Here is a 14,711-nt window from a genome sequence, read left to right on the forward strand (position 1 = left end):
CACCCTTCCCGCCGAAGCACCCTGCCCCGACGGCAGCCATGGGACAGCCCGAGGGGTTAAACCCGCGTTAGCGGCGGCCGGGTCCGCGTAGGGTGCTCGGATGATCGAGGTACCGGACGCTTTCGCGCGGGGGACGGTCGAACGCGAGGGGGCGGCCGGGGCGGCGTGGCTCGCCGACCTGCCCGGGATCGTCGAGGAGCTGCTGGAGAGCCGGGGCTGCGTGCCGGACGGCGCGGCGACGCACGGACGCGTCGCGGTGGTCGTCCCGGTGAAACGGGACGCGGGGACCGCGGTGCTGAAGGTGTCGTTCCCCCACCCCGGCAACGTGCACGAGCCGGACGCGCTCGCCGTGTGGAACGGCCGGGGCGCCGTGCACCTGCACGAACGCGACGACGCGCGGTTCGCGATGCTGCTCGAACGGGCCCGGACGTCGACGCTCGCGGAGGTCGAGGACGACGACGAGGTCGCGGCGGTCGGGGGGCGGCTCGCGCGGCGGCTGGCCGTCCCGGCGCGGCCCGGCCTGCCGCGGCTGCGCGACCGGGCGGACGAGTGGGAGGCGCTGCTGCGCGAGGACGCCGCGGAGCTGCCGCACACGATGCCGCGCGCGGTCGTGGACGCCGCGGTCGCGACCGTCCGGGAACTGGGGCGCGACCAGCCGGACACGCTCGTCCACGGCGATCTGCACGCGGGGAACGTCCTGCGGGCCGAGCGGGAGCCGTGGCTGGCGGTCGATCCGAAGGGCGTCGTGGGCGACCCCGCCTACGACGGCGGCACGCTGCTCATGGCGCGCGGACTGTCGATGCTGGCGGCGGACGATCCCCACCGGGCCGTGCGCCGGTTCCTGGACGTCTTCGCCGAGGCCGCGGAACTCGATCGGGTGCGCGTCCGGCGCTGGGCGCAGCTCCACGCCGTCCAGGCCGCGTTCCACGGCCGCCGCCACGGGTTCGGGATCGCCCGCGGCGGCCCGTCGCTGGAGCGCCTCACGGGGTTCGCGGACCGGCTGGCCGAGTCGCTCACCGGTCCGGCGGGGGCGTCCCGAGGGCGGTGAGGTGGGCGGCGGTCTCGTCGTCGGCCGGGTAGTAGGACTCGATCGCCACCTCGGCCAGCGTGATGTCCATCGGGGTGCCGAAGGTGGTGGTGGTCGAGAAGAGCCGCAGCTCCCGGCCGCCGAGGCGGACGATCATCGGGAGGACGGCGTCGGAGTCGGTCGACCGGCCCGCGTCGTCGGGGCGCTCGTCCGCGAGCAGCTCCCGGTAGAGCGCGGCGAGCTCGGGGTCGGGCGCGGCGGCGAGCTGGCGCCCGATCCGGGAGCGGAACGTCGCGCGCACGTCGGCGACGTTGACGACCATGCCCGCGAGGCCGCGCGGGTCGAGGCCCAGCCGGACGAGGTTGACCGGGGGGCGCAGGAGGTCGGGGGCGACGTGCGCGAAGAACGCGTCGACGGCGCGGTTGGTCAGGACGATGTTCCAGCGGCGGTCGAAGACGAGCGCCGGGTACGGTTCGTGCGCGCGGAGCACCCGCGCGACCGCGTCGCGGGCCGCCGACAGGGCGCCGTCGTCGAGGGGGCGTTCGGGGTGGCGGGGGGCGTGGCCCGCGGCGAGCAGCAGCGTGTTGCGCTCGCGGAGCGGGACGTCGAGGTGCTCGGCGAGCCGGAGGACCATTTCGGCGCTCGGCTTCGACCTGCCGGTCTCGACGAGGCTGACGTGCCGGGCCGAGACCCCGGCGGCGAGCGCGAGGTCGAGCTGGCTGATGCGGCGGCGGTGCCGCCAGTGGCGAAGCAGCGCCCCGACCGTGTGCATGGTCGATGAGGGTACCCACCGCGGCGCCGGACGCAATGAAATGCCATTTCATCGACAATCGGCGCGGCCGCCGAAAAACTGCCGCCCATGACCACGGAGAACAAGGAACTCGTCCAGCGGGCGCTCACGGAACTGATCGGGACGGGCGATGTCGAGGCGCTCGGGAAATACCTGGCGGACGGCTTCGTCCACCGCCGGCCGGACGCGACGTCGTCGACGAAGGACGAATGGCTCGCGAACGTGCGGGCGGCGCTGGCGCCGCTCGCGGGGATGGAGGTCGAGACGCGGCACGTGCTGGCGGACGGCGACCACATCGTGATGCACTCGCGGCGCCGGCTCCCGGACGGGCCGGAGATCACGGTCGTCGACATCTGGCGCATCGAGGACGGACTGATCGCCGAAGGCTGGGAGATCATCGAGCCCACGGCACGGGCCACGGCGAACCTGACGTGGTGGGACCCGTCCTAGGGCGCGAGGGCGTCCCGGGCGGCCCCACGAAACTCTACGACCGCCCGGTACAGGACGCGTTCGCGTTCGGCGGCCGTCGCGAGGTCCGCAGGCCTGCGGGACGCGTCGCCGGCGCGGGCGTCGTCCACGAGGCGCCGCACCACCTGCGAGAGGTCGCGGGACGCGTGCTCGATGCGGTCGACGGCGTCCGCGATGGACGGCGGCCCCTCCAGCAGGACGATCTCCACGGTGCGGTGGACGTTGCGGGCGAGGTCGACGAAGCGGTGCAGCCGCTCGTCGACGTCCCGCAGGTCGGGGTCGTCGCGGCCGAGGGCCTCGCGGACGGCGTCCAGGGCGACGTCGCGGTCGTACAGGGCGGTGAGGTAGGCGGCGTAGGCGGCGCGGCGCTGCTCGCGGCTCCACTGGTTCCGCTGGAGGCGCGCCTGGACCCTGCCGTTGACGAAGGCCGCGGCGAGGGTGGCGGAGGCGCCGATCCCGGTGCCGATCAACGCGGCGATGCCCGCGTCCATGCGCCTCCCTCCCACCGGCGGCGGAACGCCTTAACCCTATGAACATATCGCCTATGCCATTCCCGGGTGCTCTATCTGCTTTTCGGGGTCTATGTCGCCGTGCGGTCGGAGTGGGCGGCGCTCTCCCGCCTGGACGATCCGCCGACGGTCCTGCTCGCGGGCGCCGTCGTGGTGGTCTCCCACCTGCTCGGCCAGGTCGCCTACCCCTCGGATCCGTCGGTGCTCGGGTCGGCCGTCGAGAGCCGGGACCGGGAAGTGGCGCTGGAAATCCACCGGTTCCGGGCAGCGCTTATCCGGGTTTAACGCGCCGGGCGGCATGCTCGCGGGCATGCGGGTTCTGATCGTCGAGGACGAGCGGGTGCTGGCGGACGCGATCGCCGAGGGGCTGCGCGAGGAGGCGATCGCCGTCGACGTGGCCTACGACGGGGACGCCGCGCTGGAGCGGGCGTCGTACCACGAGTACGACGTGGTCGTGCTCGACCGGGACCTTCCGGCGGTGCACGGCGACGACGTCTGCCGGGAGATCGTCGCGCGGAGTTACGCGGGGCGGATCCTGATGCTGACGGCGTCCGGGGACGTCGGGGACCGGGTGGACGGGCTGGCGCTGGGGGCGGACGACTACCTGCCGAAGCCGTTCGTGTTCGGCGAGCTGGTCGCGCGGGTGCGGGCGCTGGCGCGGCGGTCGGGTCCGCCGGTGCCGCCCGTCCTGGAGGGGCGGGGCATCCGGCTGGACCCGCACCGGCGGCGGGTGGAGCGGGACGGGCGGGAGCTGCGGCTCACGAACAAGGAGTTCGCGGTGCTGGAGGAGCTGCTGCGGGCCGGGGGCGGGGTGGTGAGCGCGGAGCGGCTGCTGGAGCGGGCGTGGGACGAGAACATCGACCCGTTCAGCAACATCGTGCGGGTGACGATGGCGACGCTGCGGCGGAAGCTGGGGGCGCCGCCGGTGATCGAGACGGTGACCGGCGCCGGGTACCGGCTGGAGGCGCGGTGAGGCCGCGGCTGAGCGTCCGGACGCGGCTGACGCTGGTGTACGGGTCGCTGTTCCTGGTGACGTCGGCGGTGCTGGTCGGGGTCATGTACCTGATGACCGTGCGGAGCATGGACTCGGGGTTCGCCCTGGAGGACGACCCGGTGGTGACCGCCGCCGACCTGCGGGCGCTGTCGGAGGGCGACCGGGTCGAGGCGCTGATGGGGCTGCGGGAACGGGCCGAGGAGGCGCTCGCGGCCCGCCGGGCGAACGTGCTGGAGCGGCTGCTGGAGGGCGCGCTGGTCACGATGGGGGTGCTCGGCGTCGTCGCGGTGGCGATCGGGTACGTGGTCGCGGGGCGGATGCTGCGGCCGATCCACACGGTGACGGCGACGGCGCGGCGGCTGTCGGAGAGCACCCTGTACGAGCGGATCGGGCTGGCGGGCCCGCAGGACGAGATCAAGGACCTGGCGGACACGTTCGACGGGATGCTCGACCGGCTGCACCGGGCGTTCGACGCGCAGCGGCGGTTCGTCGCGAACGCGTCGCACGAGCTGCGGACGCCGCTGACGATCAACCGGACGGTGCTGGAGGTCGCGCTGGCGAGCCGACGGCACCCGCCGGAGACGAAGGCGCTGGCGGACGTGCTGCTGGGCAACACGGCGCGGCACGAGCGGCTGATCGACGGGTTGCTGCTGCTGGCGCGGTCGGAGCGGGAGCCGACGGCGCCCGCGGAGGTCGATCTGGCGGACGTGGCGCGGGGCGCCCTCGGCCAGGTCGACCGGGAGGTCGACGCGCGGCTGGCGCCGGCGCCGGTCGCCGGGGACCCGGTGCTGCTCGAGCGGTGCGTGGGGAACCTGCTGGAGAACGCGGTGAAGTACAACGTGCCGGACGGGCGGGTGTGGGTGCGGACGGGGACGGACGGGGGGCGGCCGTTCGTGCGGGTGGAGAACACGGGGCGGGCCGTGCCGGAGTACGAGGTCGAGCGGATCTTCGAGCCGTTCCGGCGGCTGCGGGCGGACCGGGTGGGGTCGGCGGACGGCGCGGGCCTCGGGCTGTCGATCGTGCGGGCGGTGGTGACCGCGCACGGGGGCGCGGTCGAGACGGTGCCGCGGCCGGAGGGCGGGCTGTCGGTCACGGTTCGGCTGCCCGCGCGGCCGCCGCGCTGACGACCGTGCGCGCGGGTCCGGGTGCGGGGCGCGTGTTCAAGGCTCTGTCCTGCGGATACGTCTCCGGGTGGTAATGATCGGCATCGTGCTCGGGGCCGTCGGCGCCGGCCACCCGGATCAGTAGTTACTGACGAGTAGCATTGGGTGCGACCACCGAGCCTGAACCAGGGAGGGCGCACCCGTGCCTCGCACCGCACGCGACGTCGTTTTCGTCGACGGCGTACGCACGCCGTTCGGCAAGGCCGGCCCCAAGGGCCTGTACGCGGAGACCCGGGCGGACGACCTGGTCGTCCGCGCGATCCGCGAGCTGCTGCGCCGCAACCCGTCCCTCCCGCCGGAGCGGGTGGACGAGGTCGCGATCGCCGCCACCACCCAGACCGGCGACCAGGGCCTGACCATCGGGCGGTCCGCCGCCGTGCTGGCCGGACTGCCCAAGAGCGTCCCGGGCTACGCCATCGACCGGATGTGCGCGGGCGCGATGACCGCCGTGACGACGTCCGGCGCGGGCATCTCGTTCGGCTCCTACGACGTCGCCATCGCGGGCGGCGTCGAGCACATGGGCCGGCACCCGATGGGCGAGGGCGTCGACCCGAACCCGCGGTTCCTCGCCGACAAGCTCGTCGACCCGTCCGCCCTGGTCATGGGCTCCACCGCGGAGAACCTGCACGACCGGTACCCGCAGATCACCAAGGAGCGCGCGGACGCCTACGCCGTGCGCAGCCAGCGGAAGGTCGCCGCCGCGTACGAGGCCGGGAAGATCCAGCCGGACCTGGTGCCGACGGCCGTCCGGTCGGCGGAGCACGGCTGGGGCCTCGCGACGCAGGACGAGCCGCCGCGCCCCGGCACCACGATGGAGAGCCTCGCCGCGCTGAAGACGCCGTTCCGCGTGCACGGCAACGTGACGGCGGGCAACGCCGCCGGGCTGAACGACGGCGCGACCGCGTGCCTGCTGGCCGCCGAGGACGTCGCCCGCGAGCTGGGCCTCACGCCGAAGATGCGGCTCGTCGACTTCTCGTTCGCGGGCGTGGAGCCCGAGGTGATGGGCGTCGGGCCCGTCCCGGCGACCGAGCGGCTGCTGGCCCGCAACGCGATGACCATGGACGACATCGGCCTCATCGAGATCAACGAGGCGTTCGCCGTGCAGGTGCTCGCGTTCCTGGACCACTTCAAGATCGCCGACGACGACCCGCGGGTGAACCCGTGGGGCGGCGCGATCGCGCTCGGCCACCCGCTGGCGTCGTCCGGCGTCCGCCTGATGAACCAGCTCGCGCGGCTGTTCGAGGAGCGGACGGACGTCCGCTACGGGCTGACCACGATGTGCGTGGGCATGGGCATGGGCGGGACCGTCCTCTGGGAGAACGCGAACTGGGAGGGCGCCAAGTGAGCGCGAACATCAAGGACATCTTCGCCGACGAGGTCGTCACGCACGCCCGCGTCCGCGACGTGGCGCTCCCGCACGGGGCGGGCACCCTCGCGCTGATCACGCTCGACAACGGGCACGACCACACCAAGCCCAACACGTTCGGCCCGAACGGGCTCGCCGAACTGGACGCGGCGATCGACGCGGTCGCGGCCCGCGACGACATCGCGGCGGTCGGCGTCACCGGCAAGCCGTTCATCTTCGCGGTCGGCGCCGACCTCAAGGGCGTGCCGCTCATCGGCAGCCGCGAGGACGCGCTGGCCATCGGCAAGCTGGGCCACGACGTGTTCCGGCGGCTCGGCGAACTGGACGTCCCGTCGTTCGCCTACTACAACGGCGCGGCGATGGGCGGCGGCGTCGAAGTCGGCCTGCACTGCACCTACCGGACGATTTCGGCGGGCGTCCCGGCGTTCGCGCTGCCGGAGGCGTTCCTCGGCCTGGTGCCGGGCTGGGGCGGCACCTACCTGCTGCCGAACCTGATCGGCGCGGAGAAGGCGCTCAAGGTCGTCATCGACAACCCGCTCGCGCAGAACCGGATGCTGAAGGCGCGGCAGGCGTACGAGCTGGGCATCGCGGACGCGATCTTCGACTCGGCCGACTTCCTCGAGGAGTCGCTCACCTGGACGGCGCGGGTGCTGAAGGGCGACATCGTCGTCGACCGTCCCGCCGTCGACACCGGCAAGGCGTGGGACGACGCCATCGCGGCCGCCCGCTGGAACCTCGAGGGCAAGCTGCACGGCGCGGCGCCGTCGTTCACCCGGGCGCTCGACCTGGTCGCCGCCGCCAAGGACCGGACGCGCGACGAGGGCTTCGCCGCCGAGGACGAGGCGCTCGCCGACCTCATCATGAGCGACGAGCTGCGCGCCGGCCTGTACGCGTTCGACCTGACGCAGAAGCGCGCGAAGCGGCCCGCCGGGGCGCCCGACAAGGCGCTCGCCCGCCCCGTCACCAAGGTCGGCGTCGTCGGCGCCGGACTGATGGCCTCGCAGCTCGCGCTGCTGTTCGCGCGCCGCCTGGAGGTCCCGGTCGTCCTGACCGACCTCGACCGGGAGCGCCTGGACAAGGGCGTCGCGTACGCGCACGGGGAGATCGACAAGCTGCTCGGCAAGGGCCGCGTCTCCCCCGACCAGGCCAACCGCCTCAAGGCGCTGATCACCGGGTCGCTCACCAAGGACGCCTTCGCCGACGCCGACTTCGTCATCGAGGCGGTGTTCGAGGAGATGTCGGTCAAGCAGAAGGTGTTCGCCGAGCTGGAGGACCACGTGTCCCCCGACTGCGTGCTCGCGACCAACACCTCCTCGCTGTCGGTGACGGAGATGGCGTCGAAGCTGCGGCACCCGGAGCGGGTCGTCGGCTTCCACTTCTTCAACCCGGTCGCCGTCCTGCCGCTGCTGGAGATCGTCCGGGGCGACCGGACGGACGACGCCGCGCTCGCCACCGCGTTCGCCACCGGCAAGAAGCTCAAGAAGTCGTGCGTGCTGGTGAAGGACGCCCCGGCGTTCGTCGTCAACCGCGTCCTGCTGCGGCTGCTCGCGGAGATCGTCCGGGCCGTCGACGAGGGCACCCCGATCGAGACCGCCGAGCGGGCCGCCGCGCCGCTCGGGCTGCCGATGCCGCCGTTCGTCCTGATGGGGCTGGTCGGCCCGGCCATCGCGCTGCACGTCAACGAGACGCTGCACGGCGCGTTCCCGGACCGGTTCCCGCTCTCGGAGAACCTCGCGAAGATGGTCGCGGCCGGCAAGTCCGGCGTGTACCGGCCGGACTTCACGCTCGACCCCGAGGTCGTGGAGATCTTCGCGGGCGGCACGTCGCCGTCCACCGAGGAGCAGGTCCTCGCCCGGGCGCTGGACGCGCTCGCCGACGAGATCCGGATCATGCTGGACGAGGGCGTCGTCGCGGCGCCCGAGGACATCGACCTGTGCATGATCCTCGGCGCGGGCTGGCCGTTCCACCTCGGCGGCATCACCCCGTACCTGGACCGCGCGGGCGTCTCCGAGCGCGTCACCGGGCGCCGGTTCCTCGAGCCGGGCACGGCCTCGCTGCCCCGCTGACCCGGAAGAGGCGTCCCGAACACGCTTCGGGACGCCTCTTTCCCGGCATTCCGCCACGTCACGGGCATTCCCCGGTTTCGGCTGATCATAATTCGCGATCGAGCGGGCATAGCCCCGGCGACGGTCGGACCGCCCCGGGGAGCCGAGCATGAACCTGCTGCGCAAGAAATCGGTCGAGCAGTCGATCCGCGACACCGAGGATCCGGAGCACAGCCTCCGGCGGGGCCTGTCGGCCCTCGACCTCGTCGTGTTCGGCGTCGGCGTCATCATCGGCACCGGCATCTTCGTGCTCACCGGCGTCGTCGCCCGCAACAACGCCGGCCCCGCGGTCGCGCTCTCCTTCATCTTCGCCGCCGTCGTCTGCGGCCTCGCCGCGCTCTGCTACGCCGAGTTCTCCTCGACCGTCCCGGTCGCCGGCTCCGCCTACACGTTCTCCTACGCCACCCTCGGCGAGTTCCCCGCGTGGATCATCGGCTGGGACCTCATCCTCGAACTGACGCTCGCCGCCGCCGTCGTCTCCGTCGGCTGGTCCGGCTACTTCGCGTCCCTGCTCGGCGACGCGGGCGTCGACATCCCCGAGTCGATCGCCGCGCCGCCGGGCGAGGGCGGCGTCGTCAACGTCCCCGCCATCGCGCTCGTCCTCGCCGTCACCGTGCTGCTCGTCCTCGGCATCAAGGTGTCGTCGCGGGTCAACGCCGTGGTCGTCGCCATCAAGGTCACGATCGTCCTGCTGGTCATCTTCGCCGGGCTGTTCTACATCAAGGGCGACAACTACGACCCGTTCATCCCGCCGTCGGAGTCGTCCCCCGAAGTGTCCGGCGCCGACGCGCCGCTGATGCAGGTGATCTTCGGCATCACCCCGGTCAACTTCGGCTGGCTCGGCATCTTCTCCGCCATCGCCGTCGTCTTCTTCGCCTACATCGGCTTCGACATCGTCGCGACCACCGCCGAGGAGGCCCGCCGCCCCCAGCGGGACCTGCCGATCGGGCTGATCGGGTCCCTCGTCATCACGGCGATCCTGTACGCGGCCGTCTCCGCCGTCGTCGTCGGCATGCAGAACTACAAGGAACTGCACGTCGACGCGCCGCTGTCCGACGCGTTCGCGCAGAACGGCGCGACCGCCTACGCCACGATCATCAACATCGGCGCGGTCGTCGGGCTCACGTCCGTCGTGCTCATCCTCCTGCTCGGGCAGAGCCGCGTGTTCTTCTCGATGAGCCGCGACGGCCTGCTGCCCCCGTTCCTGTCCAGCGTGCACCCGCGCTACAAGACGCCGTACCGCTCGACGATCCTGATGGGCGTCGTCGCCGCCGTCATCGCCGGGTTCATCCCGCTCACCGAACTCGCGACGCTCGTCAACATCGGGACCCTGTTCGCGTTCGTCGTCGTCTCGCTGAGCGTCCCGATCCTGCGCCGCACCCGGCCCGACCTGCCGCGCGCCTTCCGGACGCCGCTCGTCCCGCTCGTCCCGATCCTGTCGGTGATCGCCTGCCTGTTCGTGATGATCAACCTGCCGCTGGAGACCTGGTACCGGTTCCTGGCGTGGATGGCGATCGGCCTCGTCGTCTACTTCCTCTACGGCCGCAAGCACAGCCGCCTCGGTAAAAACCCAGCCGAACCGGTCAAGTGACCCGTCTCACGGTGTTCAATGAATGAGACGGTGTGCACAATGGCCCGCATGGCTTCCCCTGTGCGAGTCGCGGTGATCGGATCCGGCCCCGCGGGCATCTACGCCGCCGAGGCCCTGGTGAAACAGGCCGACGGCGACGTCCGGGTCGACGTGTTCGACCGCCTGCCGACGCCCTACGGGCTCGTCCGCTACGGGGTCGCCCCCGACCACACGTCCATCAAGGCGATCGCGAACTACCTGCAGCGGGTGCTGGAGAACCCCGCCGTCCGGTTCTTCGGCTGCGTCGAGCTGGGCCGCGACATCACCCGCGCCGACCTGCTCGGCTGCTACGACGCCGTCGTCTACGCGACCGGCGCGATGGTCGACCGCCAGCTGCGGATCCCCGGCGAGGACCTGCCCGGCAGCGTCGCCGCCACCGACTTCGTCAACTGGTACTGCGGGCACCCCGACGCCGCCGACCACGCGTTCGACCTGTCCGTCGAGGAGGTCGCGGTCATCGGCGTCGGGAACGTCGCCGTCGACGTCGTCCGCATCCTCGCCAAGACGTCGGACGAACTCCGCGCGACCGACGTGCCCGAGCACGTCATCGAGGCCCTGTCCCGCAGCCGCGTCCGCCGCGTCCACATGATCGGCCGGCGGGGCCCGGCGCAGGCGAAGTTCACCACGAAGGAGGCGCGCGAGCTCGGCGAGCTCGCCAACGCCGGCATCCACGTCGACCCCGCCGACATGGAGCTCGACCCCGCGAGCGCCGAACTCGCCGAGACCGACCGCAAGGTGCGCGGCAACATCAAGGTGCTCGACGCGTGGACGGCCGAGCCGCCGGCCCGCCCCCGCCGCATCGACGTCCGGTTCTGGCGCGCCCCCGTCGAGATCCTCGGCACCGACCGCGTCGAGGGCCTCCGGCTCGAGCGGACCCACCTGGACGAGAACGGCCGCGTCACCGGGACGGGCGAGCACGAGACGCTCCCCGTCGGGATGGTGCTGCGCTCGGTCGGCTACCAGAGCGTCCCGCTGGACGGCGTCCCGTTCGACGAACGCTCCTTCGTCGTCCCCAACGAGGGCGGCCGGATCATCGGCCCGGACGGCGCGCGGGTCCCCCGCGAGTACGTCACCGGCTGGATCAAGCGCGGCCCGAGCGGCGTCGTCGGCACGAACAAGTCCGACGCCGCCGAGACCGTCCGCAACCTCCTCGCCGACCTGCCCGCCGACCGCACCGCGCCCGAGCACACCGTCGAGGAGCTCCTCGAGTCCCGCGGGCTGCCCGTCGTCACGTACGCCGACTGGCTCAATCTGGACGCCGCCGAAATCGCCCTCGCCCGAAGCCTCGACCGCGGCGACCGGGTGAAACTCGGCCGCTGGGAGGCGATGACGACCGCCTGCCGCAACAAACCGTCCGCCGGGTAGTGACGGGAGAGTGACGGGGGCGCTACGGTGCCGCCTGTGACCGGCGGTCCAGAACTGTACGGGTTCCCCCCACCCGAGTCTGTGCCCGACCTCGGGTGGCTAGGTCCCGACTACGTGTCCGTACTCGTGCATGACCTGACGCGAGGGCTCCTCCGCCAGGATCCCCGCACGTCCGTGATGGGCGTCCGCTGCGAGGGCGCCCCCGACCTGCGTCCGGCGGTGGACCACGCGGGCGTCATCCGCGCCCACGACGCCTGCTTCCCGCTCCAGGTCTACGTCCAGGACGGCGCCGGCCGCCTCTGGGTCTTACGCGGCCGCTGGACGTACGCGGGCCGCGAGCTGGGCACCGCGGCCGCGTCCGTCCGCCACTTCTGGCAACTCCACTCCGCCGAAGGCGGCTGACCCCACCCCAAGCGCGACCGCAGGACGCCCCCGTCCGAAGGCCGCACAACACTCAACGCGGAAGACACCGCCCCAAGCACGACCGGAAGGCGCCCCGCCCGGAGGCCGCGCGACACCGTCCCGAACTCGCACAGAACCGCCCCCCCTCGACGCGGAGCACATCTCCCCCGCAATGCACACGGCACCGACGGCGAACCCGCCCCCGGACGGCACCACCCACCAGCACGACCGCAGAGCGCCCGGCGCCCGAAGGCCCGCACGACCCGCACGGACCGACGGCACCCCCACCAGCGCGGCCGCAGGGCGCCCCGCGCCCGGAGGCCGCGCAACCCATCCCGAACCCGCACAGCACCGGCGGCACACCCGACGCGCAGCACGCACCCCAGCGCGGCCGCAGGGCGCCCAGCGCCCGGAGACCGCGCAACGGTGTCCCGGGCCCGGACGGGGCGGCGGCACACGCGACGCGGGACGCACCCCGGCACGGCCGTAGGGCGCCCGGCGCCCGGAGGGCACGCAGCGGTGTCCCGGGCCCGGACGGGGGCGGGCGGCACACGCGAAACGGGGGCGCTCCCCCGGCGCGGCCGTAGGGCGCCCGGCGCCCGGAGGGCGCGCTACGTCGGCCGGGGCCCCGGCCCGGGGGTCAGTCGGTGGTGGGGGCGGGTTCGTGGTCCTCCAGGGAGGAGAGGCGGGCGACCGACTCGGTGATGTCGCGGGCGAGGGACTGGGGGGTGAGGCCGATGTCGGCGAGGATCTCGTTGCGGGACGCGTGGTCGAGGAACTCCTGGGGGATGCCGAACGTGCGGAGGGGCACGTCGACCTCGGCGTCGCGGAGGAGGCGGGCGACGGCGTCGCCGACGGCGCCGGTACGGCCGTTGTCCTCGGCGACGGCGACGAGCGCGTGGTCGCGGGCGAGGTCGAGCAGGGCGGGGTCGAGGGGCTTGACCCAGCGGGGGTCGACGACCGTGACGCCGATGCCCTGCGCGGCGATGAGGTTCGCGGCCTCCACCGCGGGGGTGGCCATCGAGCCGACGGCGACGAGGAGGACGCGGGTGCCGTTGGAGCCGTCGTGGCGGGCGAGGACGTCCATGTCGCCGGCCTTGTCGACGGCTTCGATGTCGTCGGCGGCGGGGCCCTTCGGGTAGCGGATCGCGGTGGGGCCGTCTGTGACGGCGACGCACTCGCGGAGGAGTTCGCGGAGGCGCGCGCCGTCGCGGGGGACGGCCATGCGCAGGCCCGGGACGATCTGGAGGATCGACATGTCCCACATGCCGTTGTGGCTGGCGCCGTCGTCGCCGGTGACGCCGGACCGGTCCAACGCGAACGTGACGGGCTGCCGGTGCAGCGCGGTGTCCATCAGGACCTGGTCGAACGCGCGGTTGAGGAACGTGGCGTACACGGCGACGACCGGGTGGAGGCCGCCCATGGCGAGGCCCGTCGCGGACGTCACGGCGTGCTGCTCGGCGATCCCGACGTCGTAGACGCGGTCGGGGAACGCCTCGGCGAACGGCGCGAGGCCCGTCGGGTACAGCATCGCGGCGGTGATGGCGACGACGTCGCGGCGCTCGCGGCCGATCGCGACCATCTCCTCGCCGAACACCTTGGTCCAGGCGGTGCCGCCCTTCTTGGGGAGGAACTTGCCGGTCTCGGGGTCGAACGCCCCGCCGCCGTGCATGCAGTCCTCGGTGTCGTTCTCGGCGGGCGCGTAGCCGCGGCCCTTGGTGGTGATGCAGTGCACGATGACCGGGCGGCCGAAGCCGCGGGCGCGGCGGAGCGCCTTCTCGACGGCGTCCTCGTCGTGCCCGTCGATGGGGCCGACGTACTTCATGCCGAGGTCCTCGAACATGGCCTGCGGCTGCAGGACGTCCTTGAGGCCCTTCTTGATGCCGTGCAGCGTCTCGTAGGCCATGGAGCCGACGACGGGCGCGCGGGGCACGGTCTTCTTGATGAGGTCGAGCGCCTGCTCGTAGCCCTGCGTGACGCGCAGGTCGGCGAGGTGCCCGGCGAGGCCGCCGATGGTGGGCGAGTAGGAGCGGCCGTTGTCGTTGACGACGATGATGACCGGGCGGTCGGCGGCGCCGGCGATGTTGTTGAGCGCCTCCCAGCACATGCCGCCGGTGAGGGCGCCGTCGCCGACGACGGCGACGACCGCGCGGTCGTCCTCGCCGCGGAGCTGGAACGCCTTGGCGAACCCGTCGGCGTACGACAGGGCGGTGGAGGCGTGGGAGTTCTCGATGATGTCGTGCTCGGACTCGGCGGCGCTCGGGTAGCCGGAGAGGCCGCCGCGGCGGCGGAGCTTCTCGAAGTCGTGCCGGCCGGTGAGCAGCTTGTGGACGTAGGCCTGGTGGCCCGTGTCGAAGAGAATTTTGTCTTTGGGCGACTCGAAGACCCGGTGCAGCGCGATCGTCAGTTCGACGGCGCCGAGGTTCGGACCCAGGTGACCGCCGGTCTTGGACACCGCGTGGACGAGGAACTCGCGGATCTCCTCCGCGAGCCGAGACAGCTGAGCGGCGTCCAGTCGCTTGAGGTCGTCGGGGTCCTTGATCGACTCCAGCAGGCTCACGCGATTTCAACTCCTCATGGGGGACGACGGGCTCCCCTGGCTCGAACCGTTCCGAGTCTAATCCCGGTTCGATCGTGACATGCCGGAGGGAGTCTCCCCCGCGGGTGCGAAACCGCTCACCAAAGGTGAGCTCCCCGAGGCGAACGGCCTATCCGCGTGGGGGGGACGGCGTCTGCCCCACCTGCCGCACTCTTCCGCAACGTCCGACAACGATCCTCACAGCTCGATTGCACGTTCGAATTCGACCACCTAAAGTATCCATCATGTCGCAGTGCGTTAGGACTGGAAGGAACGGCCGGGCAGCGGCCGAGCCCCCCGCCCGACCTGACGGC

General features: G+C 72.7%; 13 protein-coding genes. 10 read left to right on the forward strand and 3 right to left on the reverse strand.

All coding sequences use genetic code 11. From position 1 onward, the window contains the following. The first annotated feature begins 100 nt into the window (after positions 1-100). Positions 101-1,048: an aminoglycoside phosphotransferase family protein gene (locus H505_RS0101360; protein WP_026400526.1), complete on the forward strand. Its 948-nt coding sequence runs from the start codon at positions 101-103 to the stop codon at positions 1,046-1,048. Here the strand turns inward: H505_RS0101360 and H505_RS0101365 are convergent. Further along, positions 1,014-1,799 (reverse strand): MmyB family transcriptional regulator, encoded by a 786-nt coding sequence (locus H505_RS0101365; RefSeq protein ID WP_026400527.1) that lies wholly within the window; start codon positions 1,797-1,799, stop codon positions 1,014-1,016. The two genes, H505_RS0101360 and H505_RS0101365, sit on opposite strands and share 35 nt — an antisense overlap. 87 nt (positions 1,800-1,886) lie before the next feature. Here H505_RS0101365 and H505_RS0101370 point away from each other — a divergent pair, with 87 nt between their 5' ends. Then, positions 1,887-2,267, forward strand: coding sequence for a nuclear transport factor 2 family protein (locus H505_RS0101370; RefSeq protein WP_026400528.1), 381 nt, complete (start codon positions 1,887-1,889; stop codon positions 2,265-2,267). Here H505_RS0101370 and H505_RS0101375 read toward each other — a convergent pair. After that, positions 2,264-2,776: a hypothetical protein gene (locus H505_RS0101375; protein ID WP_026400529.1), complete on the reverse strand. Its 513-nt coding sequence runs from the start codon at positions 2,774-2,776 to the stop codon at positions 2,264-2,266. The genes H505_RS0101370 and H505_RS0101375 overlap by 4 nt on opposite strands. Before the next feature lie 66 nt (positions 2,777-2,842). Between H505_RS0101375 and H505_RS0101380 the strand changes: the two genes are divergently transcribed. The 8 genes from H505_RS0101380 (at position 2,843) to H505_RS0101415 (ending at position 11,819) form a co-directional block, all read left to right on the forward strand. Further along, positions 2,843-3,079, forward strand: a complete 237-nt coding sequence (locus tag H505_RS0101380) for a hypothetical protein (protein WP_026400530.1) — start codon at positions 2,843-2,845, stop codon at positions 3,077-3,079. Positions 3,080-3,104: 25 nt separating this feature from the next. After that, a complete protein-coding gene (locus H505_RS0101385) occupies positions 3,105-3,767 on the forward strand; it encodes a response regulator transcription factor (protein ID WP_026400531.1) in 663 nt (220 codons plus the stop codon). Further along, positions 3,764-4,912 (forward strand): sensor histidine kinase, encoded by a 1,149-nt coding sequence (locus tag H505_RS39240; protein WP_245592402.1) that lies wholly within the window; start codon positions 3,764-3,766, stop codon positions 4,910-4,912. The genes H505_RS0101385 and H505_RS39240 overlap by 4 nt, the downstream gene beginning before the upstream one ends. Before the next feature lie 181 nt (positions 4,913-5,093). Then, complete coding sequence (locus H505_RS0101395) at positions 5,094-6,296, forward strand: thiolase family protein (protein ID WP_026400532.1); 1,203 nt, start codon at positions 5,094-5,096, stop codon at positions 6,294-6,296. Continuing rightward, a complete protein-coding gene (locus tag H505_RS0101400) occupies positions 6,293-8,383 on the forward strand; it encodes a 3-hydroxyacyl-CoA dehydrogenase NAD-binding domain-containing protein (RefSeq protein WP_026400533.1) in 2,091 nt (696 codons plus the stop codon). The genes H505_RS0101395 and H505_RS0101400 overlap by 4 nt, the downstream gene beginning before the upstream one ends. A gap of 148 nt (positions 8,384-8,531) precedes the next feature. Beyond that, positions 8,532-10,013, forward strand: coding sequence for an amino acid permease (locus H505_RS0101405; protein ID WP_026400534.1), 1,482 nt, complete (start codon positions 8,532-8,534; stop codon positions 10,011-10,013). 48 nt (positions 10,014-10,061) lie between these two features. Then, positions 10,062-11,417 (forward strand): FAD-dependent oxidoreductase, encoded by a 1,356-nt coding sequence (locus tag H505_RS0101410; RefSeq protein WP_125616435.1) that lies wholly within the window; start codon positions 10,062-10,064, stop codon positions 11,415-11,417. A 114-nt stretch (positions 11,418-11,531) separates the two neighbouring features. Next, the gene (locus tag H505_RS0101415; protein ID WP_233617679.1) at positions 11,532-11,819 is read left to right on the forward strand and encodes a hypothetical protein; all 288 of its coding nucleotides are present in this window, start codon (positions 11,532-11,534) and stop codon (positions 11,817-11,819) included. Between the two features lie 640 nt (positions 11,820-12,459). Here H505_RS0101415 and dxs read toward each other — a convergent pair. Beyond that, on the reverse strand, positions 12,460-14,379 hold the full coding sequence (gene dxs / locus H505_RS0101420) for a 1-deoxy-D-xylulose-5-phosphate synthase (protein WP_026400537.1): 1,920 nt from the start codon (positions 14,377-14,379) through the stop codon (positions 12,460-12,462). Positions 14,380-14,711 lie beyond the last annotated feature (332 nt).

Source organism: Actinomadura rifamycini DSM 43936 (assembly GCF_000425065.1).
Classification (GTDB): domain Bacteria; phylum Actinomycetota; class Actinomycetes; order Streptosporangiales; family Streptosporangiaceae; genus Spirillospora; species Spirillospora rifamycini.